Genomic DNA, 26,816 nt, shown 5'->3' with positions numbered 1-26,816 from the left:
TTAGGCGGGTCGGGAACCGTACCAGCGGTCGGTGATGCCGTCGCAGGTGACGGCCACCCACGCCGAATCGGGATGAATGCCCCAGTAGGCCTGGGTGATCCGTTCACCGTTGCCTTGGGACCAGCGGGTGTTGAAGGCGCTGCCGTAGCTGTCGTGCACCCGGCACGACAGACTGCCCTGGGCGTTGCTGATGCGCGCGCCGACGAAGCGGCAATGGCTGGTGAAGTTGCAGCCCTCGGGATTGTTGGTGTTGTACCCACCCCAGATCAGCGTCACGGTGGGGTTGGGCGGGTCTTCGGACGTGAGCGTGATGGTGCGGGTCTGGCTACGGGTGGCGTCGCTCACCGTGACGGTGAAGGTTCGCGTGCGGCTGTACCCGCCCAGGTCGCGCGTGACGGCCCGGCTCCAGGTACCGTCCCGGTCGTCCGTGGAGCCGATGTTCGAGCCTTCGACGCTCACCCGCAGGGCCCGTCCGTTGGGGTTGACGTTGATGTCGAAGCTCACGTTGGTGCCGCTGGAGGCGTTCTTGCTGAGCGAGAAGCCCTGGATCTCGCCGAACGCGGTCGTGCTCGCCCCCGACGAGGCGGTGCCGCAGCGCTCTTCGTTGCAGATCTGCAGGGTGAAGGTGTAGCTCACGCCGTCGGCCGGCACGGTGACGTTGCGGTCGAAGCTCGCCCCCCGCGCCGACACCGCCATGGTCGCCACCGCCGAGCCGTTGGCCAGAATGCGCAGGGTCGACTGCCTGCCGCGCGAGTCGGGGGCGGTGCCCTGCACCCTGATGGTGCGGTCGTTGCCGGTGGGGGTCACCCTCGGCGCACCCGGCTTCTCGGGCACGCCGGTCGCCTGCCACGACGCCCTGGCGGTGGACGTCTTGCCCGCGCCGTTGCGGGCCGTCACCACATAGCTGTGGGTCGAGCCGTCGTAGGTGACGCGGTCGTCGGTGCAACTGGTGCCCTGCGTGCCCGAGCAGATCGTCTTGGTGCCGTCGCGCACCACCGAGAAGGTGAGGTCGGCCGGGCCGTTCTTGTCGGGCATGTTCCACGACACCCGCAGCGCCGTGGCCGCACCGGTGGCGGTGGCGGCGGTGAACTTCGGCGCGGTCAAGCCCAACGGCTTGCCCGCCGACTGGCCCTGAATACGAGCGCTGGGGCCGATCGCCAACTCGTTCTCGGCGGCCAGCGAGATGGTGTAGATGGTGTTGTTGTCGAGCCCGGTGATCACCCTCGAGGTGGCCGTGCCCGCCGCCGGAATTGTTCGTCCGTCGACGATGATGTGGAACCGCTTGATGGCTGTGCCCTCGAACTTCACCGGGTTCCAACTCAGCGTGACCGTGTGGTCCTGAGGGTTGCTGACCTTCAACCCGGTGGGCGCGGGCGGCGGCTGGTCGGGCCTGATGCGGCGGCTGTTGTCGCTCCACTCGCCCGCCCCGGCCTTGTTGAGCGCCCGCACCTGAAACGTGTACCAGACCGCATTGGTCAGGCCCGTGATGCGGCAACTGGTCGCAGGACAGGTGGTCACGCGGCCCTTACTGTCTTTCACCTCGTAGCCGGTGATCGGCGAACCGTTGGCGCTGGGGGCCGTCCAACTCAGCGTGGTGGCCTTGCTCTGCACGGTGGGGCCCGGACGGGGGGCGCCCGGTTTGCCGGGCACCCCGTAGACCACCAGCGTGAACCGGGCGGTGATGTGCCGGTCTTCGCGGTTCTTGTCGGCAACGTCGGTGCCGGTGACGTCGAAGACCACCTCGCCGTGGGCGTCTTTGGGCGGGGTGAAGGTGATCGTGGTGCCCGCGATCACGTACGGCGTGGGCGGGCCGCTCACCTGGGTGACCTTCACGATGCCGGGCACCGCGTCGACCAGCGGCGACCGAATGCCAACCGGCACCCGCACCGGGGTGCCCTGCTGAATGTCGGTGTAGGTGCGGCCCTGCATGGTGGCCGGCGGCGCCTTGGTGATCGTGAACGTCAGGGTCTGGGGTTGCGCCTGGGTGCCGGCCACGCCGATGGACAGCTCGCCCCTGCTGCCGGGGGTGGCCGCGCCGGTGGCCTGCACCGTCACGGTGCGTCCGCCGGTGACCTCGACGCCGTCGATGGGCGTGGCCCACTCGGCGGTGTAGGTGAGGGACGCCAGGTCGGCGGAGTCGGCCGTCCACACGTTGCACAGGGTGGCGATGTCGAGGGTGCGCGGGTCCCCGCCGGCGGGCAGCTTGAGCGCGCCGGCCGGGCAGCGCAGCACGGGGGTGCTCGGGCCCACCTGCACCGGAATCGTCACGTACGAGGTGAGCACCCCCTCGTCGGTGGCCGACTCGCCGTCCATCACCTGCACGGTGATCGCGCCGGGGCCCACGTAGCCGTCTGTGGCGGTGACCTTCAGGTGGGTGTCGTCGGGGGCCTCGACGGTCAGCTTGCCGGCGGGCGAGGCCGACAGGGTGTCGGCGGTGGTCAGCCGCACGCTGCGGCCGCGGGGCGACATCACGTGGTCGTCGAGGGTGGCGGTCACCGAGGCGTCGGGGGCGACCTCGATCAAAGCGCCCGGACGCAGCACCGGCGCTCCCCCGCCGGCCGGCGGCACGAAGATCAGCGCGGCGCTCTGAGCGCCCCGCTCGTCGGTGACTTGATAGGCGATCACCTGCGGCTGCGTGGTCACCGGAATGGTCACCACACCGCCGTTGACGGTGATGGCCGGGTCGGTGCGCAGCACGGTGGCGCTGAGCTTGGCGTCGGTGCCGTCGGGGTCCCACGCGCGTTTGAGCACGTCGACGGTGGCGCTCTGCCCGGCCACCTCGGCCACCTCGTCGAAGATCACCGGAGCGTTCTCGTAGCCGGCCTGCGGCGTGATGGTGATGCCGGCCGCCGGGCCGGTGCCGCCGTTGCCCTGCAGCGCGTACTGCAGCAGCAGCGGCTGGCCGTTCTCGGGCGCCTGGGCGGTGATGAAGCCGTCGGCGTTGATGGTCACGCCGGCGGGCAGGTTGTCGTTGAGCGGCGCGAGGGGGGCGATGGCCACCTTGTCGTTGCGGGCGGTCAGGTCGTTGGCGCGGGCGTCCACCCTGATCATGGCGCCGGGCGCGGCGGTGATGTCGTCGTCGATCGCGATCGGCGGCTGCGGCGAGCCGGGTGGGGTGACCGCCACCCGCACCACGGCCGGCGCCTGCTTGCCGTAGCGGTCGGTGACCATCACCGAGAAGGTGTCGGTGCCCACGGTGTCGAGCATCGGGTACGCCTCGTAGGTGACGGACGTCGGACTGCTGCCCACCACCCGGCCCAGGGTGGGCGGCGAACCGATGCCGGCGACCGTCACCGAGTCGCCATCGGGGTCTTGCGACGAGGTGGGCAGCGAGATCTTGATGCGCTGCCCGGCGGTGGCGCGGGCCTCGAGGTCGCCCGGTCTGGGCGCGTGGTTGTCGTCGTCGGTTTCGGGCTGCGGCTTGATGGTGACGCTCGCCTCGCCCTTGGTGCGCTGCCCGGTGGGCGTGACCGCGTAGTACTCGATGGTGACCTCGCGGGTCTCGGTCACCTCGGCCGGTGCCACGTAGCGAATCTGGTCGGCGTGCACCCAGGCCTGCCCCACGTCCAACGACTCGACCTGGCTCGACGAGGCGTCGTACAGCTGCAACTGGCCCACCGTGATGGCCGGGTCGAGGTTGGTGGCCAGCGAGAGCCGTGAGCCGGCGGGGCTGGTGTCGTTGGCGAGCGCGTTGATCAGTACGGTGTCGCCGGCGCGCACGATCGCCCGGTCTTTGCGGGTGATCGGGACGTCGTCGCCGACAGCCTGCAGTTGCGCCACCGTCACGTCGCCCTGGGCGCTCTGGTAGCCGTTGCTCACCGTGTAGTGCACGGTGAACGGGTTGGGGCTGATCCGGTCGCTGCGCGGGGTGATCATCAGCCAGCGGCCGGCGATCACCGACACGTCGACGTCGGCGTCACTGTCGGCCGACAACACGGTCAGCAGCCCGCCCTGGGGGTCTGCGTCGTTGGCCAGCACGTCGACCCGCACCGGGTTCGTGCCCCGAATCGCCGCCTGGTCGGGCATGGTCTGCGGCACGAAGCCCGCGGCGTCTTTGGCCACGTCGACGCGAATCTGGCTGCGGTCGACCCGGGCCGAGCCGAACGCCGCCACGTAGTCGAGAAAGTACGGCCCCGGACGGGTCGCGATCACCGTGACCAGCCCCGAGCGCTGGTCGGTGGTCACCTTCAGGTTCGCCTTCGGCGTGATGTCGCCGCCCAGGGTCAGCCGGGCGTCGGCGGTGCGTGGGTCTGAGCCGGGCAGGTCGTTGGCCAGCGGACGGATCACAATCGGCTTGCCCACCTCGCCGCGGGCGGTGTCGGGGTTGGCCACCGGCTTGCCGCCGGTGAGCGCCTTCTGGCCCAGCACCGTGAGCGCGACCTCGCTGGTCACCTCGTTGCCGGGCACATCGGCCACCCGGTAGCTGAGCTTCTTGCGGGTGTCGGAGTCGTAGCCGGCGGCGGTGTATTCGAGACGTCCGTCGGGGGTGGTGGGCACGAGGTCGCCGTCGCTGTTGGCGTCGACCAGCAGCACGGGGTCGCTCTCGGGGTCGCGCCAGTCGCCCAGAGGAGCGACGTTCAGGGTGCCGAACGAGGGCACGCTGAGGCTCTGCTTGGCCACCCCCTCACGTAGGAACGGCTTGTCGTTGACCTCGGTGCCCTTGATGGTGATCTGCACCGTCGCCTCGTCGTCGTGGTAGCCGTTGCCCGCGGTGTAGCGAAACGAGAAGTTGCGGGCGTCGAGGGGCGTGGTCACCTTGAGCGCCTGGCCGTCGGGGGTGATGTCGACCCGGTAGCCCTCGGGCACGCCCCGGACGGCGGCGATCATCAGAATGCTGCTGATCGAGTCGGTGTCGTTGTCGAGCGGGTGCACGATCTGGGTGCGGTCGGCGCGGGCACCGAACTCGTCGTCGTTGGCGTGCGGCTCGGCGTCTTTGAGGGCCGGCTTGTCGGATTTGTTGGGGTCGTTCGGGTTCTGGTTGGGCTTGGGCTTGATCTTGTCCCAGTTGTCGAGCCGCAGCTGCTTGTCGAGGTCGAACACCCGGCCATCAGCCGAATCGTTGAGCACCAGCGAGCCGCGGTTGATGCGAAAGATCGGCCGTACCAGCGGTTCGGCTCGGCTGGTGACCGCCATCGCCTCGGCCTGGCCCTCACCGCAGGCTCGCACGACGGTGGTGGGGGTGCCCGCCCAGGCGCCGAAGTCGCAGCCGGCCAAGCGCACCGGTGCGGCCGGAGCGGTGCCGATGCCGGCGGCGAGTTGTGTCGACAGGCCGTCGGCCAGCCCGATGCGCAGCAGGCCTTCGGGCAGGGCGAGTAGCACGCCGGGGGCGTCCGGGCCGCTCTGTTGCAGCTTGCCGGCGACGGCAGCGGTGACCTGTTTGGTGCGTCCGTCGGGCAGGATCACCGTGCCCAGCGCCTCGTCGTACACGACGGCCTGAGCGCCGACCGCCGCCAATTGCACGGAGTTGATCGCGGTGTCGAGCCGACCCTTCACCGGCTGGGCGAAGCCCCCGTTCTGCACGGCGATGGTGAGCGTCGTGCCGTTCACGGACGCCACGTGCACCGTGCCGTCCACCCCGACGGCGACGGCGACGCTCTGCCCGGCGGCGCCGGCCGGTGGCTCACCGACGTCGGCCAAGGCGGGCAGCACCGGGTCGAGAGCCTTGATGTCGGCGGTGCGCAGCTCGGGGTCGTAGCGTCCGGCCCACACCTTGCCGGTGGCCGGATCGACCGCCGCGATGGTGCCGCCGCGCAGGTCGACCACCGTGCCGGGCTTGAGGTTGACCGCCTGGTCGGCGTTGTTGGTGACGGCGCTGGTGTCGATCGGCACCAGGGCACCACCGGCGGCGTCATACTCGACGGCCGCACCGCCGTCTTGCAACACGTCGAGTTCTTGGGCGCCCGCCGCACCGGGCAGGTCGAGAAAGGCGTCCAAACCGACCGCCGACTTGTTGATGCGGCCATACGACTGCTCGGCGTCGTTGGTGACCCAGATGCCCGAATCGTTGAGGTCGAGCTTGTTCACCGGGTAGCCGATCGCCCGCACCGCAAGGGTGACGATCAGGCCCAGCACCAGGGCTGCGATCAGCCCTGGTGCCCAGCGCACGATCGACCTTTGGCGCATGTTGTGACCGGCCCCCCGGGGTGAATGACAAGGCACCGGGGACGAGTGGCGCGACGCCCGGCACGGTTTCGTGGCTTTCAGCCAGGGTAACCTCTGGGTGGGCCAGCGCCGAATGGGCAGCCCTGCCCCGTCGTCTCGGGAGCCGCCATGGCACGTTGCTCGCGATAACGCTCATTGCTCGCGTTCGAACGCGAGCAACGTCACTCAACGCGAGCAATGTGACTCAACCAACGACTCGCGCGTTGACCAGCGTTTCCCGAGTCAGTCCGCCGTGTTCAGGGCAGCAGGTCGAGGTCGTCCGTGGTGACGACGCGGGCTGCCATGGCGTATTCGACCAGCCGGGCCTTGCGTGACGACGCCAGCTTGGTCGGCCCGCCCCGCAGCCCGCGCACGCCAAGCTCGGACAGCTTCTCGCACACGTTGTCGAGCTTGCGGTTGAACTTGGTGATCGTCCAACCCAATCGCTGGGCGGCCGCGCCCGACTGCGGCACGTGCCCGGCGCCCCGGTCGCCGCGGCGCAGCACGTTCTCGCACAGGGCCACGATGAGCAGCTTCTGGTCGGGGGTGAGTTGCACCCGTCCGATGGTGATCGTGCCGTCGACGGCGGGTACGGCCTCGACCGGTTCGTAGCTCGATTCGTCGAGAAACACCTCGAACTCGTAGGTGGTCGACCCGGCGGTGAACCACACCACGGTGTGGGCGAACACCACCGGCAGCGCCCCGCCCGGTGCCAGCCAGGCCTGCAGGCCGCCGTTGCCGTCCGACACGGTCGCGGTGAGTTGCGAGCCCACGTTGGTCAGCCACCACAGCCCCTGCCGCTCGGACAGGTTCAGAAACACCCGGTGCAGAAACGGGTTGTCGTCGTCGATGATCACATCGGCCTCGCGCCCCAAGGTGAGCGTGCCGCCCGGCTCGCGCCGGTACAGCTCCCCGCAGAAGTCGACGGTCATGGTGCTCATGCGACACATCCCTTCGTGTGCGTGCGGGCGGCGTCGGCTCCGCTGGCCCTGTGTACCTTCACCCAGATGCACACCTGTTCACCCGACGCCTGGCCGGTGAGGGTCAGCCACGGTTCTGCCACCGTGCGTTGTTGCCCGTTCTCGGTGAGCTTGTAATAGAACGTGTCGGTGGGCAGCGGGTTGGCGTAGGTCCACCTGAACGTGACCGTCGAGCCGTCACGCACCCCCTTGATCACCGGCACCCCGGCCGGGCCGACCGACGTGCCCGGGTCGGGTGGTGGCTCGCTGATGCTGGGCGTCGCGGTCGGACGGGCCTCGGGGCGCAGCCCGCCGCTCAACGCCCACGCTCCCCCGGCCAGCACCACCGCGACGGCCGCGAGCAATGCCCACATCACCCAGCGCCGTCCCGACGATGCCGGCTCGCCGTCGACCTCGGGGTGCTCCAGCGACGTTCCCACCCGGTGCACGGTGGCGTCCTCGGGGGCGTTCACGCCACGGACGGCCGGTGTGCGGCGGCGGGTGCGCAGGTCTTCGGTTGGCGGCGTGCGGCCCGAGGCGCCCTGGGCATCGAGCACGTGCGGGCCCTGCATGCGGGTCTCGTCGCCACCGGCGTCCGGCCCCTGCGGCGACGACACCTCTTCGGCCACCACGATCTCGGTGCGCGGCAGCCGCAACTCCTGCTCGATCACCTGCAGCGAGCGGGCGAAGTCCATCGCCGAAGCGGGGCGCAGCGCCGGATCCTTGGCCATTCCCGCCTTCAGCAGCCGTTCCAGCGAGGCGGGCACGTCGGGCCGTCCGGTGTCGGGCACGGGCAGGTCGCGAATGCGCTTCATCAATGCGTAGTGGCTGTTGTCGCGGCCGGGTTGCTCGAACGGCGAGCGTCCGACCAGCAGGTGCCACACGGTCGCGGCAAGCGAGTACACGTCGCTGCGCGCCGAGGCCGGTGCCGTGACGTACAACACTTCGGGCGGCGACCACGGCACCGAGACGCCGGTGTCGTCGTCGTCGGCCTCGCTGATGTCGGCGGCGATGCCGAAGTCGGTCAGCCCGGGGGTGCCGTACTGGCTGGTCAGCACGTTGGCCGGCTTGATGTCGCGGTGCAGCAGCCCGGCGCGGTGGGCGGCCTCGACGGCGCTGGCCAGTTGAATGCCGATGCGCAGCGACTCGGCCACGCCCAGCCGTTCGTGCTTGACCCGCTCGGCCAGGCTGGCGCGCGGGTAGTACATCATCACCAGGTACGGCCGGCCGTCGGTGGTGCTGCCGGTGGCGTAGACGGGCACGATGTGCGGGTGTTCGAGCAGCGCCATGGCGTTGGCCTCGCTGCGAAACCGCTGCACCACGCCGCTGGCGAGGTCAGAATCGCGCAGCACCTTCACCGCCACCCGGCGCGCCGGCAACGCCTGCTGGTACAGGTACACGTCGGCGTACCCGCCGGCCCCGAGCCTGCGCTCGTAGGTCAGACCGGCGATCGTGGGGGCGGGAAGTTGCGGCATCGAGCCTCAGCCGGGCCTCACGGCGTCACCTCGAAGGTGAAGCTGAACACGCCGGCCAGAATCACCTTGGTGCCGGGCTCGATCATGATCGGGTCGTTCGGACGCAGCGTGATCGGGTTCTCGCCCGGCAGCACCACCTGGGTGCCGTTGGTCGACCCCAGGTCTTTCACCGCGACGTGCCAGTATTCGAGCCGCACCTCGAGGTGCTGGGCCGAGATGTCTTTGTCGGGGTCGACCAGCTTGACCAGGTTGGGCTGCTCACCGGTGCTCGGCATGGGCAGCCGCGGGTTGCGGCCCAGAATGCAGCCGCGGTCGAGCACCACCGTGTCGCCGTTCGACAGCCGCAGTACGCCCAGCGGGGGCCGCGGAATCTCGATCGGCTGTTGAGGCGGCAACGGCTGCCCGCACACCCGGCAGGTGCCGGCGTAGGCGGGGCTCAGGTGACCGGCCGGGCAGCGCGCGGCCACCACGGTCTGCGCACTCTCTCGGGGCAACGAGTCACGGCTGATCGTGCGGTCGCTCACCTCGGACGGCCCCGGAGGCATGGGCACCACCTCGGTGGGGGCGCTGGCGCCGCCGTCGGTGCTCCACGGCAGCGATTCGATGAACGTCGGCTGCTCGGACGCCCCCGGCGCGCTCTGCGCCGAAGGCCCCGGCAGGTGCGGAGCGGGGGCTGTGGCGGCCACCGACGGGGCGGGCGGCGGCGTCGGCAACTGGGTGATGGGGCTGGTGAACGGCGTGGGCAGGGTGTGGCCGGTGCCGCCCGACTCCGCGGGCGACGACACCGGTGACGGCGCGGCGGGCGAGGTCGTCGCCGTGGGTGAGTGAGCGGCAGGTGAAGCGGCCGCCGGTGAAGGGGTCGCCGCTGATGAAGCGCCCGGTGACGGGTCGGCCGGTGCCGGCTCGGCAGGGGCCCCAAGGGGCACGGTTGCCGCAGTCGAGGCGCTCGCGGCCGCCGGTTTCGCCGGGTGAATCGGCCGAGCGGGAGCGTCCGAGCCGGGCCGGTCGAGCCTGGCCGCCAGCACGACCCCGGCAGGCAGCGGCAGCGTCAGCGACGTGTCGCCGCCCTGCGGGTCGATCAGGGCGAAGCCGTCGGCGGTGACGATGCGGTCGGTCCACAGGCCTCGTCCCTCGATCACCTGAGCGCCGGCCTCGATGCGGTAACCGCCGCGCACCAGCACCCGCAGGCCCTCGTCGGTGCGCTCGGCCAGCGCGAACTGTTGCACGGCCCGCAACCCGGGTGTGACGAGCAGTTCGAGCACCTCGTCGAGGTTGCCGTCGGGGCTGCTGACCAGTTCGTAGAGTCCGGGCACCAGGCCGGCGTCGGGTGGCAGGTCGACCAGCGCCGCCACCCGTGGCCCGCAGATCGCGAGGGCTCGGCCGGGTGCGTAGCTGTAGGTGGCGCCGTTCATCACCGATCTCCTCCCGCTGCCGGAGCATGGGTCAGTTGCGGCTGCGGAACGGTGCTCTCATCGCCCGCATCGGGTTCGGCACCCACCACGTCAATCACAATCACCGTCACATTGTCGCGCGCCTCAGTGGACAGCACCGCATCGACCAGCGCCGACGCTGCTGCCCGGGGGTCGGCATGCTCGGCCAGCACCGCCGCGATCTGTTCGTCGGTGAGCTCGCCGTTCAATCCGTCGGAGCACAACAGAAACCGCTCGCCCGCGGTCTGCGGCAGCACCCACACGTCGACGCTCGGGGTGGGCTGCATGCCCACCGAGCGGGTGATGATGTGCCGGGCCGGGTGCACGCGGGCCTCGTCGGCATCGATCAGGCCCTGGGCGAGCAGTTCTTCGACCTCGGAGTGGTCGATCGTCACCCGGTGCAGCTCGCCGCCGACGTAGCGGTAGGTGCGCGAGTCGCCCACGTTGAACACCAACCAGTGCGCGACGCCGCCGATGCTCACCTCGGCCACGCCGGTCACCGTGGTGCCCATGCCGCGGGCCTCGGGGTGTTCGCCGCCGTACTCGACGAGCGCGTCGTTGGTGCGCTCGACGGCCGCGGGCACGTCTGCGGGGGTCAGCGGTTCGGCGCCTTCGAGCGCCCGCAGCGACTGCACCGCGAGGCTGCTGGCCACGTCGCCGGCCGCGTGGCCGCCCATGCCGTCGGCCACCACCCACACACGCTCACCGACCAGCAACGCGTCTTCGTTGAGCGAGCGGTGATGACCGACGTCGGTGCGTGCGCCGACCACCACGTGCGGCATTCAATCCTCCTGATCGGAGCGGCCGGGCAGATCCCGGTGCCGGCGGCCAGACTAGCAAGGCAGGCCCTGCCGTCGCCGCCCACTGGTATCACCTTGGTTGGCGGCGCCCTCTTCACTGCGACTCGTGCCGAGCGGGTCGCGTGCCGCCCGTCCGGCGGTCATCGAATGAGGGGGACGACATGGCGCTGAGCGACAGACTCATCGCAATCTTCGCGAGGAGAAATCCCGCGATCTGGGAGATTCTCGGGGGCGGCCCGCAGGGGCCGGGCGGCTGGTCGAAGGTGGCACTCAACCCGCAACCACTGCCGCCGCGTGAGGCCTTCGCGGCGCTCAACCCGCAACCGCTGCCGCCGGCCTTCCGGTACGGGGCGGCCGTGGCGGCTGAACTGGTGCGCATCGCCACCACGGCGCACGTGCTGCGGGTGGCGTTCGAACCTGGCGACGACATCTGCCCGCCGCCGCGGGACTGGCCGCCGATTCCGTTCCCGTGGCCGCCGGAGCCCGACCCGCACCCGTGGCGCGACGACGACTTCACCATCGACTACGCCCTCGGCCTTGCGATCGCTTTGGAGGCGTCGTCCGGCGCGTGGGCCAAGCTCGACAGCGCGGCCGGTCTGGAGCGCGTGCACGAGGTCGCGGTGAAGACGGCCGGAGCCGAGCAGGTCGGCTGACCGGTTCGCTGGCTGAGCTTGTCCGAAACCCCTGGTTCACGCGGGTCTCGATACGACCAACGACCATCAATCGATTCGTCATCCCGGCGGACACCGGGATCTCATGGCCAGGAAGCGACACAGTTGCTGGCCGAGGGGGCCCAACCCGTCGAGATCCCGGCGTGCGCCGGGTTGACCGTGCGGGCCGGCGACGGCATGCCTAGGAGTCTGCTGAACAAGGCGCCATTTTGAGGGCGTGGTGGGCGTGTGAGGCGGGCGGGACGCCGCCAGGGTCGTCGAGCGGCGAGTTTGGGTCAGTGCCCTTGATCGCGACGACGGTGTCGTGCCGCCCGTCTGGGGTCCGTCGTGGGCGCTGTTTGGCTGGGTTGTATGCCCTGTCCGGGGCGGTGGGTCAGGCGATCGTCCAGCCGGTCGGTCCGTGGGTCAGGCCAAGGGCGAGGAGTCGGCGCAGGTTGATCGCTGCGATCCGATTGTGGAGCCAGTTGTTGTTCCTGTCCACGCCTCGGTAGGGCACCTTCCGGCTGCCTCGGGTGAGCCAGGCGATCGTGCGTTCGACCATGGGCCGGTGCTGCCGATAGGTGGCCTGGAAGTCGGCGTCGAGGGCCCGCTGACGGTGCTGACGTTGCAGCAAGTCGTGAGGGTGCAACTGGATGGTGCGACCCTTCGCCGCGGTGGTGCACCGCTGCCTGAACGGGCAGGCTCGGCAGGCGATGCCGAACACCGCCTTACGTGTCTTGGTGATCGTCTTGGTGATCCCGGCCGGGCAGGTCAGGGTGCCGGCGGCCGGGTCATGGGTGAAGTCGTCGTTGCCGAACCCGCCGGCGACGGCGGGCCGGGTCGGCCACGGTTTCACCAGCGCTGCCCACCCCTTGCCCTCGAGCGTGTGCAGCATGTCTCCGGTGGCGTAGGCCGAATCACCCAACACCTCAACCGCGCCGGTATCGATGGTCGGATCGGCGACCACGAGACGGGCACCGACAGTGGCGTCGCTGTTGTCTGGGCCGGCAGCCTTGGTCAGCTCAACCATCGTGGCCAGCCCGGTGTCGGGCTCGACCACCACGTGGGCCTTGAACCCGTCCTGGCGACGTTCCACTGTCTTGTGCGCATGCCGCGCCTCCGGGTCGACGGTCGAGATGACCCGATCCGGGGCGACCCGCCGGGCGATCCGCCACTGGCCATCGGTGCCGTCAGAGTCTTCGGCCGGTTCGACATCCTGCCCGGCGACCAACGCGAGTAGGGCGATCGCCTCGGCCGGCTTGCCGCCAGCGGCAGTGATCGTCTCGACATCAAGGCCGTCGAGCAGGGCAAGGGCGTCGTTCACGAGTGCGGTCACCAACTCGTCGCGGGCCTGGGCGTCGTCCCACGCGATCCGCGGTTTCGCGGTGGAGTCGTAGCCCTGCCCGGTCAACGCGGCCAGCCGAGTGCACCGCTCGCCGATCACCTGATGGGCGCCGGGCACCTCCCGGCCCACCCGGCGGACCTGGGCGATCAGCTGGGTGACGGTGTCCTGTCGGGCCACCGCATCATCCAGGATCGTCGAATCCAACGCCCGCCGCTGACGACCTTTCACCGCACCCGTCGCGGCGATCACGTCCCGGACCACCTCAAAGATCCGCTGCGGCCGCCCGCTGGACGCCAGCCGACGCCGCCACACCGTCAACGACGACGCATCGAACCCCTTCGCGTCGATCGGGAACCCGCACGCTGCTTTCCACCGCAGGTCGAACGTGAGCGCCTCGACCGCTTCCCGGTCCGACAACCCATGAAGGGACTGCAGCACGATCACCGACGCGATCACCTCGCCCGGGATCGAGGGCCGTCCACGGCCTGAGGGGAACAAGTCAGCGAACAACGCGTCCGGGAACAACCGCTGCCGATGCTCGGCCAGGAAGCGGAACACGCTGCCCTCCGCCAGCAGATGCCCCGCCAACGACTCCACATCCAACACGTCCCGCTGCGGACTCCACTCACCCTGCACCACCCAAGAATTCCAGCCGACCACCAATCAGGTCGCGCGGCACGCAGGCGAATTGTTCAGCAGTCTCCTAGCTCTCGGACGTCAGTGCCGGCGGTTCGTCGGGCTCGGGTTCGCGGGCGTCCAGGGCCTCGGTGGTGAGCCGACGACCCAGTTCGATCAGTTCGTCGGCCCGGTGAAAGTCGAGCAGGCCGGCCGCGTCGGTGGGCACCGTCACCAGCACGTCCGGCGGTTGAGCCGCGAGCCGGAACCGGGTGATCAGGCCGCCCATGGTGTCGAGGGCCAGGCCCGCGACGGCGGTGAAGCCCAGGCCTGGTGGAGCCGGCTCCACCTGTGGCTGCACCAGGGGTGCGGCGTCGAGGGCCTCGGCCGCGTCGACCGCAGGTTCTGCGCCGCGACCGAACCGCGCCAGCACCGACGCCACCCATTCGTTGGAGAAGATGCCCGCGGCGGTCTGCTTGAAGGTGTCGACCCATTCGGCCGGCGGACGCTGCTCAGAGCTCGCCCTCGCCGGCGTCGCACTGAAATCACGCGGCGACCAGCCCGACAGCGACACCGCCACGGTCAGGTCGGCGTGCACGCCGGTGACCGCGTCGACCGGCACGGGGTTGAGCAGGCCCCCGTCGGCCAGCAGCCGTCCGTTGACCATGATGGGCGCGATCACCCCCGGGATCGCCACCGACGCGCGAATGGCGACGTCCACCGGTCCGGAGGTGAACCACACCTCGCGGCGGGCCCCCAGGTCGGTTGCGATCGCGGTGTAGGGAATGGGGAGATCTTCGATGCGGGCCCCGCCGAGCATCTCGGTCATGCGGGCCAACACGCGTTCGATCTTGAGGGCACCCGCCCCGAACGGCGACGGGTCGACCAGCCGCAGCACGTCGCGCGGGCCCAGGCTGGTCACCCAGTCGGTGTAGTCGTCGAGCTTGCCGGCGGCCTGCAGCCCGCCGATCACCGCCCCCATCGAGGTGCCGGCGACGCCGCTGATGGTGTACCCGCGTTCGTGGAGCACCTGTATGGCGCCGATCTGCGCGTAGCCCCGCGCACCCCCGGAGCCCAGTACCAGTGCGACCCGTCGAGCCATGCGTCCATCGTATTTCACCGCCTGATGGAGCCCCGAAACCCTCACAGAAAGCACACAGCCAACCCAAAGGGGGCAGCCGGGTGCGCCGTTTAGCGTTCAGATATCGAAACCAACGACTCTCAGGAATGACCTCTCATGAACCTCGTCAGCCTCGGCATCGACCTCGTCGCCATCGTGCTTCTCGCCTTCGGCATCTATTTTCAGCGCTACCGCCGCCGCGAGGTGATGGTGGCCATGATCGGCCTCAACGTGGCCGTCGTGGCGGTGAGCGCCGCCCTGTCCAGCGCCTCGGTGGGGCTTGGGCTCGGGCTCGGTCTGTTCGGTGTGCTGTCGATCATTCGGCTGCGCTCGTCGGAGCTCAGCCATTCAGAGGTCGCCTACTACTTCGTCTCGCTCGCCATGGGCCTGCTCGCCGGCCTGGCGTTCGACCCCACCTGGCTCGGCCAACTGCTGATCGGTCTGCTGGTGGTGGTGATGTTCCTCGCCGACCACCCCGCACTGTTCCGCGGCTACCGGCACCAGGTGCTCACCCTCGACCGGGCCATCACCGACGAGAAGGAGCTGCAGACCGAACTCGCCACCCTGTTGGGCGCCGAGATCAAGCAGTTCACGGTGCAGCGTGTCGACCAGGTGCGCGACACCACGCTGGTGGACGTGCGCTACCGGGTGCGCAATGCCGCCCCGCTGGCCCGTGACACTGCGACCGAGCCCACCGCCCACGACGCCCTCGCCAACTGACCACCCCACGAACAACGGAGACTCTTGACATGAACGCCCTGACCAACATGAAGACCTGGATCGCCGGCGGCCTCGCCGCCGCGGTGCTCGCGGTGGGCGGCTGCACGGCCGCCACCGTCGCCGGAACCACCACGACCACCTCGACCAGCACCGGCACGTCCACCTCGGCCACGCTCGCGCTGACCGCCGATCACGACAGCGACAGCGACCACACCTGGGACACCTCCAAAGAGGTGACGATCGACCTGTCGAACCCGACCGCCACCGACGGCGTCACGGTGAAGGACGGCGTGATCACCATTACCGCCGCCGGCGCCTACCGCCTCTCGGGCACCCTCGCCGACGGCCAGGTGGTGGTCGACACCGAAGACTCGGGCAGCGTGTACCTGATTCTCGACAACGCCTCGATCACCAACTCAGACGGCTCGGCCATCGTGATCGACAAGGCCGACCTCGCGCTGATCGTGCTGGCCGACGGCACCACCAACACCGTCACCGACGGCAGCAGCTACGCGGCGACCGGCGACGACGACCCCAACGCCGCGATCTGGAGCGACCCGAACCTGACGATTCTGGGCGAGGGCTCGCTGACGGTGAACGGCAACTACAACGACGGCATCAACAGCTCCGACGGCCTGGTGATCGTGTCGGGCACCATCACCGTCACCGCGAAAGACGACGGCCTCCGCGGCAAGGACTACCTGGTGATCAACGACGGCACGGTCACGGTGACCAGCGGCGGCGACTCGCTGAAGAGCGACAACGAAGAGGATTCGGGCCTCGGTTACGTGAGCGTGGCCGCCGGCACGGTCACCCTCGACTCCGGCGACGACGGCGTGGACGCCTGGACGGCCATCACGATCAGCGGCGGCACCACCACGGTGACCAAGTCGGTCGAGGGCCTCGAGGCGCGGGTGATCAACGTGAGCGGCGGCACCACCACCGTCACTGCCAGCGACGATGGCGTGAACGCGACCGACTCGGCGTCCACCGGAGGCGACATGCAGGCCCAGACGGGCACGCTGCTGACCGTCTCGGGCGGCAAGCTGACCGTGAACGCGGACGGCGACGGCCTCGACTCCAACGGTTCGATCACGATGAGCGGTGGCACGGTGGTGGTGAACGGGCCGACCGAGAACGGCAACGGCGCGTTCGACTACAACGGCACCTTCACGATCACCGGCGGGTCGCTGGCCGCGGGCGGTTCGGCGGGCATGGCGCAGGCGCCGGGCACCGACTCGTCGCAGAAGTCGCTGATGATCAGCGTCGAGGCGGCGGCCGGCTCGACCATCGAGGTGAAGGACTCCTCGGGCGCGACCGTGGCGACCTACACCACGACCAAGCAGATCGCGTCGCTCGTGGTGTCGAACGAGAACATCAAAGAGGGCGAGACCTACACCGTCTACGTCAACGGCACCGCGTCGGGCACCACGGACACCTCGCAGGTGACTACCAACAGCGGCCCCGGTGGCGGTGGGGGCGGCCGGCGTCCCTGAGCCGATCCAACCCGTCATCCCGACGAACGTCGGGATCTCCCATCCGGTCCACCAGACCGGCCGGCCCCGAGATCCCGTCGTGCGTCGGGATGACGCACGTCCCCCCACTACCGTTGCCGCATGACCTCGACGACCCGTCCGTTCTGGTTGAGCGTCTTTCTCGACCTGCCCGGCACCACCTTCGACCCGGCCGTGGCGTTCTGGGCCGCGGTCACCGGCTATTCGCTGTCTCGCCTGCGCGGCGCCCACCACGAGTTCGGCACCCTGGTGCCGTCGGTCGGTGACGACTACCTGCGGGTGCAACGGGTCGGTGACGAGGCCGCTCGCCTGCACCTGGACGTACACGTGCCCGACCCGGACGCCGCCGCCAACCGCGCGGTCGAGCTGGGCGCCGCGCCCCTGGCCGACCCCGGCCTGGGCTACCGGGTGCTGCGCTCCCCCGCCGGCCTGACCTTCTGCCTGGTCACGCATCTGAGCCACACCCGTCCCCCGGCCACCACCTGGCCGGACGGCAACCGAAGCCTGATCGACCAGGTGGCGCTCGATCTGCCGCAGGACATGCACGACGCCGAAGCCGCCTTCTGGGCGGCGCTGCTGCACGAGCCCGTCCGGTCGTTCGGCGACTCGGAGTTCAGCGCGATCGACCGCCGCCCAGAACTGCCGCTGCGGGTGCTGTTGCAGCGCCTGGACGAACCCACCGGCCCGGCCCGCGCGCACCTCGACCTGGCCACCGACGACGTCGCCGCCGAGGTGGCGAGGCATCTGGCGTTGGGCGCCTAACACGTCGCCGACTACCCGGAATGGACGATACTGCGCGACCCGGCGGGCCTGGTCTACTGCGTCACCGACGGCATCAACTGACCGCCTTACCCTCGGCCCGCGTGTGTGAACGCAGCCCCAGAAAGAGACCGGCGGCCGGGGCCAGGATCACCCCGCAGCCGAGCAGGCCCGCCGCGATGCCGAACCGTCCGGCCACCGCACCCATCGGCGGCCCGCCCGCGGCCTCGCCCAGCGCGTTGGCCTGGCTGACGATCGACAGGGTGGTCGCCCGCACGCCCGATTCGACCTCGCGGTTCAACCACGCCGCCTGCACCGGTTCTGACACCACCCGCGCCGCGTCACGCACCCAGATCGCCACCAGGGCCGGCCACAACGACCCGAGCACGGCGAACCCGACGATGCCGGCCACCTGCAGCACGACCAACCCAGCCAACAGCACCGCCGGACGCTGCGCATTGAGCCGCCGCCCGGCGAGTCGGTTGGCCACCAGGCTGGCCAGCAGCGACACCAGCGTGCCCACCAGCGCGAACACGCTGAACCAGGCCGCCGCGCCGGTCAGCCCGAACAGGCTCGGCAGGGTGAACTGCTCCAGCACGTGCGCCGTCCACAACCGGTCGACGGCCTCGGACGACAGCCCCACCAGCAGCGACACCCACAGCATCGACCGAACCACGCCACGCCGCCTGGCGAGATTCAGCCCGGCTCGCACCGTGGTGCCCAGGTGCGCCCAGGTTTCACGCTCGGCTTTCGGCACGGGGCGGAATCCGTGCTCGGGCATCACTGCCACCAACGCCAGCGCTAGCAGCACGAAGCCCGCGCCGGCCACCAACATGGGCAGACGCAGGTCGATCTGCCCGATCAGCCCGGCCACCACCGTGCCCGCCACCGAGCAGGTCAGCACCACCTGGGTGGCCCGGGTGAACACCGGCTGCACGTGATCTTCGCCGATCTCGTCGGTGATCCAGGCCTGCGCCGCCCCCGAGATGAACGTGTAGCCGAGCCCCCAGATCATCTGGCCGGCCAGCGTGGGCCAGAAGTACGGCCAACCGCCCTGCAGCAACAAGCTGACTGCGATGATCGTCGTGCCGATCAGCACCGATCGCCGACGCGAATACAGGTCGGCCACAGCCCCGGTCGGAATCTCGAACAGCAGCAGGGCCACTTCCATCGCCGTGCCCATGATCACGAGCTGAAACGGCGTCAGCCCCACCACCTGCACCTGAAACACCAGCATCAGGGTCAACGCCAGCGCGTGCAGCAGCGCCGTGCCGCCCTCGAACAGGTAGTAGGCGGCGCGCGGGGCCAACTTCGACACGGCCACCCCCGTTTCGACGACGTTGCTCAGCTTCGGATTCGTCGCTCAGGTTCGAACCCGGGCAACGGACCCGAACCTATGCAACGTGCCCGATCACCGGTAGAAGCGACCCAAAAACTCCGTGCGAAAAGCGTCGAAGTCGCCGGCCTCGATCGAGGCGCGAATGTCGTCGACCAACCGCACCGTGAACCGCTCGTTGTGAATCGTCGCCAGCGTCGAGGCCAGCATCTCTTTGGCCTTGAACAGGTGGTGCAGGTAGGCCCGGGTGTAGTGCGCGCAGGTGTAGCAGTCGCAGCCGGGCTCGATCGGCTCGAACGCCCGGCGGTGGGCCGCGGTGTTCACGTTGAACCGTCCGTCGCGGGTGTACAGCGCGGCGTTGCGGGCGACCCTGGACGGCATCACGCAGTCGAAGGTGTCGGCACCGGCCGCGACCGCGGCGAAGAAGTCGTCGGGTTCTGAGATGCCGAGCAGGTGTCTGGGCTTGTCACGAGGCAGTTCGTCGGCCACCCAGCCGACGATGGTGCCCAAGTTCTCCTTCTCGAGCGCGCCGCCGATGCCGAACCCGTCGAAGCTCGCGCCGTCCACCTCGAGGGCGGCCAGGTCGCGCGCAGCCCGCCGGCGCAGGTCTTCGTACTGCGCGCCCTGGACGACGCCGAACAGTGCCTGGTATGGCTTGTCGGCGCGGCTTCTGGTCAGCTCGGCGTGGGCGGCCAGGCAGCGGACGGCCCACGCCTGGGTGCGCGCCACCGACTGCTCCTGGTAGCCGCGGGTGTTCATCAGGGTGGTCAGCTCGTCGAAGGCGAACATGATGTCGGCGCCGAGCTCGTGCTGAATGCGCATGCTCACCTCGGGGGTGAACCGGTGGCGGTCGCCGTTGAGGTGGCTGGTGAAGGTGACTCCGTCGTCGTCCACATGTGCGAGCCGGGTCTTGCCCTCGGCGATCACGTCGTCGTCGGCGAGGCCGACGGTGTCCATGGCCAGCACCTTCTTGAACCCGGCGCCGAGGCTCATCACCTGAAACCCGCCTGAGTCGGTGAAGGTCGGCCCCGGCCAGTTCATGAAGGCGCCCAGGCCGCCGGCTGCGTCCACGATGTCTGAGCCGGGCTGCAGGTACAGGTGGTACGCGTTGGCGAGCACGGCCTGCGCACCCAGGTCGCGGACGGCCTCGGGCAGCACCGCCTTGACAGTCGCCTTGGTGCCCACGGCGACGAAGGCCGGGGTGTTGATGGTGCCGTGCGGAGTGTGAATGGTGCCGGCGCGACCCCGTCCATCGGGCAAGGTCGCCGTCACCTCGAACCCGAAGTCACTCATTCACACACACCCACGTCCGACCCTGATCGAGCCTGTCGCTGATCGAGCTTGTCGAGATCCCCGACGACAAGGGATTTCGTCCACAAGGGTCTTGAGATCCCGGCTTCGCCGGGATGACGAAACTGCAGATCAAGCGTGTTGAGATCCCACCGGGCAGGACCCTCTCCGTGCAGTTGCGAGATCCCGGCGTTCGCCGGGATGACGAACCCAATCCCACGCACGATGACGAAAGCGGCCCCTAAGCCGGCAGAGGAGCAAGTAGGAAGCGGAGTGGGCGGCACCCCGTCCGGGTCGGCGGGCGTAAAGCGGGCTCGTCGGCTCGATAGGCAAGCGCGGACGAGAGAGCGAAGGGCCGACGAGCTCCGCAGGGGCGGGACGGGGTGCCGCGCACTCCGCGGCAGCGGACTCGAGCGGTGAGAGAGCTCGACCACCGGGTCACGCACGCTCAAGCGCCTGCAATTGCGCCAGGGCGACCGTTCCGGCCGTCGAGGTGCGCAGTACGCCGTCGGCGACCAGCACCTGCCGCCCACCTGCCTCGGCGAACAACTCCAGCTCCTCAGGGGTGAGGCCTCCCTCGGGGCCAACGATCAGCATGACCTCACCCTCGACGGGCGGCGTGACCTGCGAGATCCATTCGGTGGCACCCTCGTGCAGCACCAGCGTGAGCGCCGGCTCGGGCACCCGCAGGGCCAACTCGGCGGTGGTCAGCGGCGGACTCACCCGCGGCACCCTGAACCGTCGCGACTGCTTGGTGGCCTCGCGCACGATGCTGCGCCAGCGGGCCAGGGCACGTTCGACCTTGTCGGGGGGCCATTTGACCACCGAGCGAGTCGACTGCCACGGCACGACCTCGTCGACGCCCAGCTCGGTGAGCATCTCAAGCGCCAGCTCAGACCGGTCACCCTTCGCCAGCGCCTGCACCACCGTGTACCGCACGGTGCGGGGCTCTGCGGTCAGCACCTCAGCGACTTCGACCACCAGGCCGTTCACGTCGGAGGTCAGCACCGGGCCGCGGATCGCGGTGCCGATGCCGTCGCTGACGAGCACCACCTCGCCTTTGCGAATACGCCGGACGATCGCCGCGTGCCGCCCTTCGTCACCGGTGACGGCGACCTGATCGCCGACCCGCGGATCGTCGAGGTCGGCCAGGAACATGGCATCAGTCACGACGCACCCCTCGAACGAAGCGGGTCTCGGCGAACTCGACCGGCCCTGGTGTCTCGACCAGCGGCGCTGGGTGTTGCTGCATACTCGCCCCGCTCGCCCTGATCATTTTCCACCTCGCCGGTGTGGCTGGAACTCGCTCGCTCGTACTGGTTCATTGTGTGAACGCGTCCTTCAGCCAGCTGAAGACACCACTCTTGTGGTGCCGCTCCATTGAGACTTCGGCCTTGTTCTCACCACGCGCCTCGGCGAGCTGCCGCAACAGGTCGCGTTGGTGATCGTCGAGCCGGCTCGGCGTCTGCACCAGCAGCGTAACGCCGAGTTCGCCGCGTCCGGAGCCCCGCAGCCGGGGCACGCCGCGTCCGGCCACCGCGATGCGAGTGCCCGACTGGGTACCGCTGGGCACGCTGACCCGCACCGTCGCCTGCTCGGGGTCGAAGTCGTCGCGTTCGGCCTCGAGCGTCGGCAGCAGCACCTCGGTGCCCAGCGCGGCCGCCGTCATCGGCACCCGCACCACCACCTCGAGGTCGTCGCCGTTGCGCTTGAAGGTTTCGTGGGGCTCAACGCTCAACTCGACGTAGAGGTCGCCGGCCGGCCCGCCGCCGGGGCCGACCTCACCCTGACCCTCAAGGTGAATGCGGTTGCCGGCGTTCACACCGGCAGGAATCTTGACGTTGATGGTTCGGGACGACCGCACCCGGCCCTCGCCCGAACACTCACCGCACGGGTGCGGAATCACCGTGCCGTAGCCGCGGCAGGCCGGGCACGGCGTGGTGGTGCGCACGTCACCTAGAAACGTGCGCTGCACCTGGGTGACGTCGCCCTGCCCGTGACAGGTGGTGCAGGTGACCGGCTCGGAGCCGTCCTTTGCGCCGCTGCCGTGGCAGGTGCCGCAGACAACGGCGGTGTCGACCCGCAGGGGCTTGGTGACGCCGAACGCAGCGTCGGCCAGAGTGAGCGACAGCCGGACGAGCGCGTCCTGGCCCCGGCGCACCCGCGAGCGCGGTCCGCGGCCACCCGCCTGGCCGAACATGGCGTCGACCAGATTGGTGAAGTCGAAGCCGGCCGCGCTTCCGCCCGGAAACCCGAAGCCCTGCGCGCCGCTGAAGCCGTTGCCCCTGGGGTCGACGCCGCGGTCGTACATGGCCCTCTTGTTGCTGTCGTGCAGCACCTCGTAGGCCTCGCCGATCTCTTTGAACTTCTCGGCGGCGTCGGGGGTGTCGGCCACGTCTGGGTGGTACTGCATGGCCAACCGGCGGTAGGCCTTCTTGATCTCGTCGGCGCTGGCGTCGCGGGCGATGCCGAGCACGTCGTAGTAGTCCTTCGTCACGTCATCCTTCTGCCAAGATGCGGCCCACGTACCGGGCGACCGCCCGAACCGAGGCCATGGTGCTGGGGTAATCCATTCGGGTGGGACCAACGATGCCCATGCTCGCCCACACGTCGTCGCCGTGACTGTAGGCGCTGGCGACCACCGACGTCGATTGCAGCGGCTGGTACGGGTTCTCGCTGCCGATGCGCACGGTGACGTCAGCAGACCCACCAGCCTCACCCAACAACCGCAACAGCACGACTTGTTCCTCAAGCGCCTCAAGCACCGGTTTGACGGTGGTTTCGAACTGATCGCCGAAGCGGGTCAGGTTGGGCACACCGCCGACCACCACACGCGTGGCGGGGTCCGCCGAAACGATGTCGATCAGGGCGGCACCCACCACGGCGGCCAGCGGACCCAGTTCGGGCCCCACCTCGTCGGTCAGGGCGACCAGCAGGTCGGGCACGCGGGCCGTGGGGTGGCCGACCAGGGCGGCGTTCAGCCGTCCGCGCAGTTCGCTCACCTGCTCATCGGACGCCGCGCCCAGGTCGAGTTGGCGCTGATCGACACGTCCGGAGCTGTTGACCACGATGGCCAGCCCGCGGCCGGGCGCCAGGGTGAGCAGCTCGATCAGCCGCACGGTAGCCGAGGTGAGCACCGGGTACTGCACGATCGCCACCTGCTGGGTGATCTGCGCCAGCAGTCGGACGGTGCGCCGCACGACGTCGTCGATGTCGATGGCTCCGGCCATGAAGGTCGTGATGGCCCGGCGCTCGGCCAGCGACAGCGGTTTCACCGTGCCTAACCGGTCGACGAACAATCGATACCCCTTGTCGGTGGGTATGCGGCCGGCGCTGGTGTGCGGCTGGGTGATGTAGCCCTCTTCTTCGAGCACCGCCATGTCGTTGCGCACCGTGGCGGGCGACACCCCGAGGTTGTGCCGGTCCACCAGCGCGCGCGACCCCACCGGCTCTTGCGAACTCACGTAGTCGGTGACGATGGCCCGCAGAATGTCGAGCTTGCGGTCGTCCAACACCAGGCCTCCTTCGACGCTACTGGCACTCTCACTGATCGAGTGCCAGTCTAGACGAACCTGCCACCCGGGCCGTGGTCAGGGGCCCGATCAACTGGGCACGGTTCTCGGCCTTTTGGCCCACCGCCCGATCGACCGGAGGTCACGATGCGGCTGGTTGCCCTGGTGTTCGCGGTGTTGGCCGCACTGATGCACCTCTACATCTTCTGGATGGAATCGCTGCGCTGGGAACGTCCGGAGACCCGCAAGGTGTTCGGCACTTCGCCCGAGCAGGCCGCGACCACTCGCCGGCTCGCTTACAACCAGGGCTTCTACAACCTGTTTCTTGCCCTGACCGCCGGGGCGGGCGTGGTGCTGTTCTGGTGGCCGGTGGTGTCGAACACGCTGCTGATCGTCGGCCTCGGCTCAATGGTGCTGGCCGCCCTGGTGCTGATCACCAACGACCGCCGCATGGCCCGAGCGGCGCTGGTGCAGGGCATGTTTCCGGCGCTGGCGCTGGCGTTTCTCGGAGCCTCGGCGCTGAGCTGACTCTGCGACCTCCACCCTTGTCGTCAACCCCGACGCTTGCGACAGTGAACATGTGCTCAGCCGCACCGCTCAGATCGGTCGCATGCGCCGCGTCGCCCTCGCCGCGCTGCCGCACTACGACCTGCCCTCCGGCACGCTCACCTTCGTCGGCCACGGCGAGAACACCACCTTTCGGCACGACTCCCCCGCCGGCCGCTTTCTGCTGCGCGTGCACCGTCCGCAGCGGCACGGGCGTGATGCCGACCCGGCACTGGCCGTCGAGAGCGAACTGGCCTGGCTGACCGCCCTCAACGCCGACACCGACCTGGCCGTTCCCGAACCGTTGAGCACCCGCGAGGGTGCGGCGACGGTGCTCGCTACCGCCGGCGACGAGACCCGGGTGGTGTCGATGCTGCACTGGCAGCACGGCCGCATTCACGAGGACTCGCCACGCCCCGTGCACCTGCGCCGCCTCGGAGCAGCCATGGCCGCGCTGCACGACCACGCCGAGCACTGGACGCCGCCGCAACCGTTCGCGCGCATCGACTGGAGCCACGAGAGCTTCTTCGGCGACGTGATGGTCTACGGCGGGCTACCTGCCTCAGCCGTCTGGGAGTTGTTTCCCACCGACCTGCGCGGCCGTTTCGAACGGCTCTCGGACCAACTGGCGACCATCCTGGCCGCCGAGCCGGACGTCGGGTTGATCCATGCCGACCTGCACCTCGGCAACGCCGTGTTCGAGGGCGAGCGGGTGAAGTTGATCGACTTCGACGACTGTGGCACCGGACACCGGCTCTACGACCTGGCCGTGGCCGTGTGGGAACAGCGCGACGAAGACGACTACGACGACTTTCGCGACGCCCTGCTCACCGGGTACGGCAGCGTTCGCGACATCGACGTGACGCACCTCGACGACTTCATCGCCCTGCGGCAGTTCGCGTTTCAGATCTGGTACACCGGTATGGCCCAGGTGAACCCGGCCTTCGCCGCACGGGTTGAGAAGGTCAACGACTGGTCGCACGCGATGCTCGATCTGGTGGCCGCCGGCTACGCGTAGGCTCGCCGTCGTGGATTTCTCGCTGACCCCCTTCGCCGAACTGCGTTCTGGCATCTGGCGCGCCATCGCTCAGCCGGCGGCGGTGAACGTGGTGCTGATCGCGGGCAGTTCGGGGTCGGTCGTGGTCGACACCGGCTCATCCCCCGCCCAGGGTCGGGCGATCAGGGCGTCCGCGGAAGAAATCCTGCCGGTGCCGCTGGTCGGCGCCGTGGTCACTCACGCACACTTCGACCACTTCTACGGACTCGCCGCCTTCGACGACCTGCCCACCTACGGCCACGAAAGCCTCGAAGCGGCCCTGCAGGCCGATCAGGTCGCCGCCGAGGCGGCCGATCTGGGGTTCGACCCTGAAGAGTTGCGGGCGCCGAACCGTCCGTTGGCACTGGCCCGCATGATCGACCTGGGCGACCGGCACGTCGAGATCGTCCACTTCGGCCCTGGTCACACCGCCGGCGACGTGGTGGTGATCGTGCCCGACGCCGACGTGATCGTCACCGGCGACCTGTACGAGCAGTCCGCTCCCCCGGCGATGGGCGCCGACTGCCACCTCAAGGCGTGGCCGGTCGCCCTCGACGGCATTCTCGGCCTGGTGAACGAGCGCACCCTGCTGGTGCCCGGTCACGGCGAACCGTTCGACCGGGTGTTCGCGTTCACCCAGCGAGCCGAGATCTCGGCCGTGTACGGCCAGGTGGAGTACCTGATCGCGCAGGGCGTGAAGCTCGACGACGCCCTGAAGACGGGCGAGTGGCAGTACGACGACGACACCATCGCTGCGGTGCTGCCGATCGCGTACGCCCAGTTGGCCGCCGAGGGCAAGGTGCCGAGACCGAAGCTGCGGCTGCTCTGACGCGTCGCGGCTCCCACGGTTACGGTTCGGGTTCAGCGTCCGTTTGCGGTGCAGGGCTCTGCCGTCCTGGTAGGCAACGGACGCCCTGTCGCCGGGGGTGGAATACTCACCAGCGCAATGGAAACCACCAGGCTGCGTCCGCTCACCCTCGACGCCTCGGCCGCCGCCGCCGACCGCCTCTACGAATCGTTCAGCGACTACGCCGATCGCCTGGGCTTGACCCTGTACCCGCATCAGGACGAGGCGATCATCGAACTGCTCGGCGGTTCGCACGTGATTCTCACCACGCCGACGGGTTCGGGCAAGTCGCTGGTCGCCACCGCCGCCATTCACGCCGATTTGTCGACCGACGCGTGTCGTTCTACACCGCCCCGGTGAAAGCCCTGGTCAGCGAGAAGCTCTTCGAAGTGGTCGGCGTTTTTCGGCGCCGACAACGGCGGCATGCTCACCGGTGCTGCCGCGCTCAACGCCAGCGCCCCGATCATCGCCTGCACCGCCCAGGTGCTGGCCAACATCGCGCTGCGCGAGGGCACCGCGGCAGACGTCGGCCTGGTGGTGATGGACGAGTTTCACTACTACGGCGAGCTCGACCGGGGCTGGGCCTGGCAGGTACCGCTGGTCGAACTCACGAGCGTCCAGTTTCTGCTGATGTGGGCGACCCTGGGCGGCCTGCTCCACCCGTACGTTCGCCGGCCACCGCTGGCAGAACGGCGCGATGCCGGCGAGGGTGGGGGCGAAG

At 69.5% G+C, this 26,816-nt stretch carries 19 protein-coding genes and 1 pseudogene; 8 read left to right on the top strand and 12 right to left on the bottom strand.

The window, feature by feature from the left end:
* From MPLG2_RS03370 to MPLG2_RS03350, 5 genes are all read right to left on the bottom strand, one after another.
* A complete protein-coding gene (locus MPLG2_RS03370; protein WP_105184925.1) occupies positions 1 to 6,123 on the bottom strand; it encodes a fibronectin type III domain-containing protein in 6,123 nt (2,040 codons plus the stop codon).
* Positions 6,124 to 6,398: 275 nt separating this feature from the next.
* The gene (locus tag MPLG2_RS03365) at positions 6,399 to 7,082 is read right to left on the bottom strand and encodes an FHA domain-containing protein (protein WP_105184924.1); all 684 of its coding nucleotides are present in this window, start codon (positions 7,080 to 7,082) and stop codon (positions 6,399 to 6,401) included.
* On the bottom strand, positions 7,079 to 8,575 hold the full coding sequence (locus MPLG2_RS03360; RefSeq protein ID WP_105184923.1) for a serine/threonine-protein kinase: 1,497 nt from the start codon (positions 8,573 to 8,575) through the stop codon (positions 7,079 to 7,081). The genes MPLG2_RS03365 and MPLG2_RS03360 overlap by 4 nt, the downstream gene beginning before the upstream one ends.
* A 17-nt stretch (positions 8,576 to 8,592) precedes the next feature.
* A complete protein-coding gene (locus tag MPLG2_RS03355) occupies positions 8,593 to 9,987 on the bottom strand; it encodes an FHA domain-containing protein (protein WP_105184922.1) in 1,395 nt (464 codons plus the stop codon).
* Positions 9,987 to 10,787 (bottom strand): PP2C family protein-serine/threonine phosphatase, encoded by an 801-nt coding sequence (locus MPLG2_RS03350; RefSeq protein WP_105184921.1) that lies wholly within the window; start codon positions 10,785 to 10,787, stop codon positions 9,987 to 9,989. The genes MPLG2_RS03355 and MPLG2_RS03350 overlap by 1 nt, the downstream gene beginning before the upstream one ends.
* A 179-nt stretch (positions 10,788 to 10,966) precedes the next feature.
* Here MPLG2_RS03350 and MPLG2_RS03345 point away from each other — a divergent pair, with 179 nt between their 5' ends.
* Positions 10,967 to 11,458, top strand: a complete 492-nt coding sequence (locus tag MPLG2_RS03345) for a hypothetical protein (RefSeq protein WP_105184920.1) — start codon at positions 10,967 to 10,969, stop codon at positions 11,456 to 11,458.
* Between the two features lie 391 nt (positions 11,459 to 11,849).
* Here MPLG2_RS03345 and MPLG2_RS03340 read toward each other — a convergent pair whose 3' ends face one another.
* Positions 11,850 to 13,436, bottom strand: a complete 1,587-nt coding sequence (locus MPLG2_RS03340; protein ID WP_105187436.1) for an IS1182 family transposase — start codon at positions 13,434 to 13,436, stop codon at positions 11,850 to 11,852.
* A gap of 67 nt (positions 13,437 to 13,503) precedes the next feature.
* Positions 13,504 to 14,517 (bottom strand): patatin-like phospholipase family protein, encoded by a 1,014-nt coding sequence (locus MPLG2_RS03335; protein ID WP_105184919.1) that lies wholly within the window; start codon positions 14,515 to 14,517, stop codon positions 13,504 to 13,506.
* Between the two features lie 135 nt (positions 14,518 to 14,652).
* Here MPLG2_RS03335 and MPLG2_RS03330 point away from each other — a divergent pair, with 135 nt between their 5' ends.
* The 3 genes from MPLG2_RS03330 (at position 14,653) to MPLG2_RS03320 (ending at position 17,531) form a co-directional block, all read left to right on the top strand.
* Positions 14,653 to 15,255, top strand: a complete 603-nt coding sequence (locus MPLG2_RS03330; RefSeq protein WP_105184918.1) for a DUF4956 domain-containing protein — start codon at positions 14,653 to 14,655, stop codon at positions 15,253 to 15,255.
* 29 nt (positions 15,256 to 15,284) lie between these two features.
* Entirely contained in the window at positions 15,285 to 16,751 is a 1,467-nt protein-coding gene (locus MPLG2_RS03325) for a carbohydrate-binding domain-containing protein (RefSeq protein ID WP_105184917.1), read from the top strand.
* Between the two features lie 120 nt (positions 16,752 to 16,871).
* The gene (locus MPLG2_RS03320; protein ID WP_197710064.1) at positions 16,872 to 17,531 is read left to right on the top strand and encodes a VOC family protein; all 660 of its coding nucleotides are present in this window, start codon (positions 16,872 to 16,874) and stop codon (positions 17,529 to 17,531) included.
* 73 nt (positions 17,532 to 17,604) lie between these two features.
* Here the strand turns inward: MPLG2_RS03320 and MPLG2_RS03315 are convergent, their stop codons facing one another.
* The 5 genes from MPLG2_RS03315 to hrcA form a co-directional block, all read right to left on the bottom strand.
* Positions 17,605 to 18,846: an MFS transporter gene (locus tag MPLG2_RS03315; protein WP_158680833.1), complete on the bottom strand. Its 1,242-nt coding sequence runs from the start codon at positions 18,844 to 18,846 to the stop codon at positions 17,605 to 17,607.
* Between the two features lie 93 nt (positions 18,847 to 18,939).
* Positions 18,940 to 20,157, bottom strand: coding sequence for a tRNA guanosine(34) transglycosylase Tgt (gene tgt, locus MPLG2_RS03310; RefSeq protein ID WP_105184915.1), 1,218 nt, complete (start codon positions 20,155 to 20,157; stop codon positions 18,940 to 18,942).
* Between the two features lie 435 nt (positions 20,158 to 20,592).
* Complete coding sequence (locus tag MPLG2_RS03305) at positions 20,593 to 21,324, bottom strand: 16S rRNA (uracil(1498)-N(3))-methyltransferase (RefSeq protein WP_408632048.1); 732 nt, start codon at positions 21,322 to 21,324, stop codon at positions 20,593 to 20,595.
* 151 nt (positions 21,325 to 21,475) lie between these two features.
* A complete protein-coding gene (dnaJ, locus tag MPLG2_RS03300) occupies positions 21,476 to 22,651 on the bottom strand; it encodes a molecular chaperone DnaJ (protein ID WP_105184913.1) in 1,176 nt (391 codons plus the stop codon).
* A 1-nt stretch (position 22,652) separates the two neighbouring features.
* Positions 22,653 to 23,669, bottom strand: coding sequence for a heat-inducible transcriptional repressor HrcA (gene hrcA, locus MPLG2_RS03295; RefSeq protein ID WP_105184912.1), 1,017 nt, complete (start codon positions 23,667 to 23,669; stop codon positions 22,653 to 22,655).
* Between the two features lie 144 nt (positions 23,670 to 23,813).
* Between hrcA and MPLG2_RS03290 the strand changes: the two genes are divergently transcribed.
* From MPLG2_RS03290 to MPLG2_RS19235, 4 genes and pseudogenes are all read left to right on the top strand, one after another.
* Positions 23,814 to 24,194, top strand: coding sequence for a DUF1304 domain-containing protein (locus tag MPLG2_RS03290; protein WP_105184911.1), 381 nt, complete (start codon positions 23,814 to 23,816; stop codon positions 24,192 to 24,194).
* A gap of 52 nt (positions 24,195 to 24,246) precedes the next feature.
* Positions 24,247 to 25,230: a phosphotransferase enzyme family protein gene (locus MPLG2_RS03285; RefSeq protein ID WP_231935768.1), complete on the top strand. Its 984-nt coding sequence runs from the start codon at positions 24,247 to 24,249 to the stop codon at positions 25,228 to 25,230.
* Positions 25,231 to 25,240: 10 nt separating this feature from the next.
* Positions 25,241 to 26,077, top strand: a complete 837-nt coding sequence (locus tag MPLG2_RS03280; RefSeq protein WP_158680832.1) for an MBL fold metallo-hydrolase — start codon at positions 25,241 to 25,243, stop codon at positions 26,075 to 26,077.
* Positions 26,078 to 26,194: 117 nt separating this feature from the next.
* Positions 26,195 to 26,743, top strand: a pseudogene (locus MPLG2_RS19235) (DEAD/DEAH box helicase); the annotation flags it as partial.
* Positions 26,744 to 26,816: the final 73 nt, after the last annotated feature.

The sequence above is a fragment of the Micropruina glycogenica genome (genome assembly GCF_900289045.1).
Lineage (GTDB): Bacteria > Actinomycetota > Actinomycetes > Propionibacteriales > Propionibacteriaceae > Micropruina > Micropruina glycogenica.
This window is presented reverse-complemented; position numbering and strand designations above follow the sequence as displayed.